Annotated in this window: 5 protein-coding genes; 4 read left to right on the top strand and 1 reads right to left on the bottom strand. The window is 67.4% G+C overall.

Annotated elements, in window-relative coordinates:
* The 3 genes from LPZ50_RS21750 to LPZ50_RS21760 all read left to right on the top strand — a co-directional run.
* Positions 1-328: FCD domain-containing protein (locus tag LPZ50_RS21750; protein ID WP_230664868.1), on the top strand; the 328-nt coding region annotated here is incomplete at its 5' end.
* Between the two features lie 80 nt (positions 329-408).
* Positions 409-1,284 (top strand): phytanoyl-CoA dioxygenase family protein, encoded by an 876-nt coding sequence (locus LPZ50_RS21755; RefSeq protein WP_230664870.1) that lies wholly within the window; start codon positions 409-411, stop codon positions 1,282-1,284.
* Positions 1,281-2,618: an NAD(P)H-dependent oxidoreductase gene (locus LPZ50_RS21760; protein WP_230664872.1), complete on the top strand. Its 1,338-nt coding sequence runs from the start codon at positions 1,281-1,283 to the stop codon at positions 2,616-2,618. Before LPZ50_RS21755 ends, LPZ50_RS21760 begins: the two co-directional genes overlap by 4 nt.
* 110 nt (positions 2,619-2,728) lie before the next feature.
* Here LPZ50_RS21760 and LPZ50_RS21765 read toward each other — a convergent pair whose 3' ends face one another.
* Positions 2,729-3,610 (bottom strand): LysR family transcriptional regulator, encoded by an 882-nt coding sequence (locus LPZ50_RS21765; protein ID WP_230664874.1) that lies wholly within the window; start codon positions 3,608-3,610, stop codon positions 2,729-2,731.
* A 117-nt stretch (positions 3,611-3,727) separates the two neighbouring features.
* Between LPZ50_RS21765 and LPZ50_RS21770 the strand changes: the two genes are divergently transcribed.
* A partial coding sequence (locus tag LPZ50_RS21770) for an MFS transporter (protein ID WP_230664876.1) occupies positions 3,728-4,807 on the top strand: 1,080 nt, incomplete at its 3' end.

Here is a 4,807-nt window from a genome sequence, read left to right on the forward strand (position 1 = left end):
GATCGACCGCGGCCTGGCGGCCATGCGGCGGGGCCGCATGCCGGCCCTGATTGCCGCCGATACCCAATTGCACCATGCCATCTATGAAGCGTCGGGCAACCGCCTGCTGGGCACGGTCATGCAGCCGCAATGGGGCCACCTGGAACGCGTGATGTGCGCCGTGTCTGAACCGGCCTACGCGCGCGCGGGCCTGTGGGATGAGCACATCGCCATCGTGGCCGCCGTGAATGCCGGCGACGCCGAGCGCGCGGCCGCCCTGTCGCGCGAACATGCCGAGCGCGCCGCCGCCGGGCTGATTCCCCGCCTGAACACGGTGCCGCCGGCCTGAAACACCCGCTATTCCCGCACCGGCGCGCGACGCCGGAAACACCAGAGCCGGCCCCAGCCGGCCCCAACCCGGAGACGACGATGCAACTGACTCAAGCGCAACGCGAACAATTCGACCGGGACGGGTATCTGTTTTTCCCCGCCCTGTTTTCCCCGCAGGAGATCGCCACGCTCACCGACGAGGTACCCCGCCTTTACGCGCAGGACCGCCCCGAGAACGTGCGCGAGAGAAACGGCGGCGCGGTGCGCACCAACTTCGCCGCCCACCTGTACAGCTCGCCGTTCGCGCGCCTGGCGCGGCACCCGCGCATGGTGCGCCCCGTGGAGCAATTGTTCGGCGAACCCGTGTACATGCACCAGTTCAAGATCAACGGCAAGAACGCCTTCGACGGCGACGTGTGGCAATGGCACCAGGACTACGGCACTTGGCTGAACGACGACCTGATGCCCACGCCGCGCGCCATGAACGTGGCGATATTCCTGGACGAGGTCAACGAACACAACGGGCCGCTGATGTTCATTCCCGGCAGCCACCGCCTGGGCGTGCTGGAAGCGGGGCACGACACCACCACCACCAGCTACCCGCTGTGGACGATCAACAACGACAACATCCGCACGATGGTGGACAAGGCCGGCGGCCGCGACGGCGGCATCGTGGCGCCCAAGGGGCCGGCCGGGTCGATGCTGCTGTTCCATTCCTGCCTGGTGCATGCGTCGTCGTCCAACCTCAGCCCCTGGAACCGCGTCAGCGTGTACCTGAGCCTGTGTGCGGTGTCGAACCACATCCGGCGCTTCAAGCGCGTGGAATGGATCGCGCACCGGAATTTCGCCCCCATCGAATGCCTGCCCGACGACTGCCTGCAAAAGGACTATGCTGTAGAACTGCCATGGAAAACCGGCACACCGCCCGAGGCGGCCCGGACCTCGCTCGAACGCCTGGAGGAGACCGCCCAATGAACCTGCACCGCATGCTCAAGCAGCGCCACGTCGACGGCAAGCCACTGCGCGTGGCGCTGATCGGTGCCGGCAAGTTCGGCTCGATGTTCCTGAGCCAGGCCCGGCGCACGCCGGGCATTCAATTGGTGGCGGTGGCCGACCTGCAGCCCGAACGGGCGCGCGCCGCGCTGACGCGCGTGGGCTGGCCCGCCGATGCCCTGCGGGCCGAAAGCCCGCACGATGCGACCAAGTCGGGCCGCGTGTACTTCAGCGACGACACCTCCGCTGTCATTGCCAGCCCGGAAGTCGAGATCGTGATCGACGCCACCGGCCACGCCGCCGCCGGTATCGCGCACGTGCTGGCCTGCTGCGAATACGGCAAGCACATCATCATGGTGAACGTCGAGGCCGATGCGCTGGCGGGCCCGCTGCTGGCGCGCCGCGCCCGCGAGGCCGGCATCGTGTATTCGCTGGCCTACGGCGACCAGCCCGCCCTGATCTGCGAAATGGTCGACTGGGCGCGCGCCAGCGGCTTCGAGGTCATTGCCGCCGGCAAGGGCACCAAGTACCTGCCGGAATTCCATACCTCCACTCCCGACACCGTGTGGCCGTACTACGGCTTTACCCACGAGATGGTGGCCGCGGGCGATTTCAATGCCCAGATGTTCAACAGCTTCCTGGACGGCACGAAAAGCGCCATTGAAATGGCCGCGGTGGCGAACGCCACCGGCCTGGCCCCCGCGCCATCGGGCCTGCACTTCCCGCCCTGCGGCGTGGACGACCTGCCGCGCGTGCTGCGCCCGCGCGAAGATGGCGGCATGCTGCACCACCGCGGCCAGGTCGAGGTGATTTCATCGCTGGAACGCGACGGCCGCCCGGTGTTCCGCGACCTGCGCTGGGGCGTGTATGTCACGCTGGCGGCCGACAGCGATTATGTGCAGCGCTGCTTCAAGGAATACGGCCTGCTGACGGATCCCAGCGGCAACTATGCCGCCATGTACAAGCCTTATCACCTCATCGGGCTGGAACTGGGCATCAGCGTGGCCAGCGTGGGGCTGCGGCGCGAACCCACCGGCTCGCCCTCGGGTTGGCACGGCGACGTGGTGGCCACGGCCAAGCGCGACCTGGAGGCCGGCCAGGAACTGGACGGCGAAGGCGGCTATACCGTGTACGGCAAACTGATGCCGGCGCGCGATTCGGTGGCCGACGGCTACTTGCCGCTGGGCCTGGCGCACAAGGTAAAACTGAAAAACCCGGTGCGGCAGTCGCAGGCCATACGCTGGAGCGACGTGGATTTCGACCCGCGTTCCCCGGCCGTGCAGTTCCGCCGCGAAATGGAACAGGGGTTTGCCTGAGGGGCACGCCGTCGGAAAGCTCCCCTGCAAAAATCTCTACTTTTCCGAAGAAACGTCTATTTTTTGACAGTTTTCCGCAAAAACATCTACCGCCCGATGCTGCCGTTCGGTCAGATCCGTTCGGCGAAAAAATCCAGGAAGCACGCAATACGCCGCGCCAGCTGCGTATTGCGGTAGTACACCGCGTGCATGGGCTGCAGGTAGTCGGTGCGGGCGTCTTCCAGCACCCGCACCAGCCGGCCCGCCACCAGATCGTCTTTCAGCATGAATGCCCCCAGGCAGGCAATGCCCACGCCGTTCAAGGCCAGCATCCGCTGCGTTTCACCGCTGGACGCGGCCAGCGTGGGCTCGATGGCGAACTGGGTTCCGCCCGCATGCCGCAGCGGCCATACATTCAGCGTTTCAGGCTGGGTAAAGCCCAGCAGCTCGTGCTGCCGCAATGATTCCGGGGTGGTGGGGGTGCCGCGGCGCGCCAGATAGCCGGGGCTGGCCACCACATAGCGCGGCGCGGGCCGCAGCGGCCGCGCGTGCAGGCTGGAGTCCACCAAGGGCCCGGCCCGCAGGGCAATGTCGGTGCGGTGCTCCACCAGGTCCACGATACGGTCGGTGCTGGTCAGTTCCAGCGAAATCTCGGGATAAAGCCGGCGGAATTCCGCGACGTGCGGCACCACGCAATGCAGCATGACCGGCGCGGACGCGTCTACCCGCAGCTTGCCGGCGGGGTGCTGCCGGCGGATGCGCATGCATTCTTCGGCGGCGTCCAGGTCGCTGACGATGTCGCGCGCGCGCTGCAGGAACAGGCCGCCCTCCTCGGTCAGTTCCATGCGGCGCGTGGTGCGCGTCAGCAGGGTCACGCCCAGCTGGCTTTCCAGGCGCGACAGCGCGCGGCTAACGCCCGAGGCGGTTTGCTGCAGGAATTCGGCTGCCGCGCTCATGCTGCCGGTGTCCACCACCGCCAGGAAAACCCGCAAGGCATCCGAGTTGAGCGCCATTTTTGATCTCCACGCATAAGTCTAGTGAGTGTAGGCCTATTTTTCTCATAGATCATGCGCCGCACAATGCCGGCTCCAGGGGTAAACCCTGAATCGATCATTTTCCAGGAGATTGAAATGCCTATCGCGCTTTGGGCGCTGGCTGTGGGGGCTTTTGGCATCGGCACCACGGAATTCGTCATCATGGGCTTGCTGCCCGAAGTGGGCGCGGACCTGGGGGTCTCGCTGTCCAGCGCCGGCCTGCTGGTTACCGGCTACGCACTGGGCGTGGTGGTGGGCGCCCCGCCGGTGGCCATCCTGACCACCCGGCTGCCGCGCAAGACGCTGCTGCTGGGGCTGATGCTGATCTTCACGCTGGGCAATCTGGCCTGTGCGCTGGCGCCCGGCTACGGCACGCTGATGGCGGCCCGGGTATTGACCTCGCTGGCGCACGGCGCTTTCTTCGGCGTGGGCTCGGTGGTGGCCACCAGCCTGGTCAAGCCCGAGAAACAGGCCTCGGCCATTGCACTGATGTTCACCGGACTGACGCTGGCCAACGTGCTGGGCGTGCCCTTCGGCACCTGGCTGGGCCAGGCCTGGGGCTGGCGCTCTACATTCTGGGCCGTGACGGGCATCGGCGTGGTCGCCATGCTGGCCATTGCCACCTGGGTGCCGCGCAGCCGCGGCGATCGCGGCGGCGACCTGATGGGCGAACTGCGCGCGCTGAGCCGGCCGCAGGTGCTGCTGGGCTTTGCCATGACGGTGCTGGGTTTTGGCGGCGTGTTCACGGCGTTTACCTATATCGCCCCGCTGCTGACCGAACTGGCGGGCTTCGGCCCCGGCGCGGTATCGCCGATTCTGCTGCTGTTCGGCGTGGGCCTGGTGGCCGGCAATACGTATGGCGGCAAACTGGCCGACCGCCGGCTGATGCCCACCCTGGTCGGCAGCCTGGCCCTGCTGGCGGTGGTGCTGGCGGTGTTCAGCGTGACAGTGCATGGCAAGGCCGCGGCGGTGATCACGGTGGCGGTGCTGGGCGCGGCGGCGTTCGCCACAGTGCCGCCCCTGCAGATGCGCGTGCTGGAAAAGGCCGGCGACGCGCCCAACCTGGCCTCGGCCTTCAACATCGCCGCGTTCAACCTGGGCAATGCCGCGGGCGCCTGGCTGGGCGGCGTCACCATCGACCACGGGCCGGGGCTGGGCGCCACGCCGCTGGTGGCG

Origin of the sequence: Bordetella petrii, assembly GCF_020991325.1 — a bacterium.
Taxonomy (GTDB): Bacteria; Pseudomonadota; Gammaproteobacteria; order Burkholderiales; family Burkholderiaceae_B; genus Bordetella_A; species Bordetella_A petrii_E.

Coding starts and splice junctions, on each gene's coding strand:
- LPZ50_RS21755 (WP_230664870.1), top strand. CDS start 409: ATGCAACTGACTCAAGCGCAACGCGAACAATTCGACCGGGACGGGTAT.
- LPZ50_RS21760 (WP_230664872.1), top strand. CDS start 1,281: ATGAACCTGCACCGCATGCTCAAGCAGCGCCACGTCGACGGCAAGCCA.
- LPZ50_RS21765 (WP_230664874.1), bottom strand. CDS start 3,610: ATGGCGCTCAACTCGGATGCCTTGCGGGTTTTCCTGGCGGTGGTGGAC.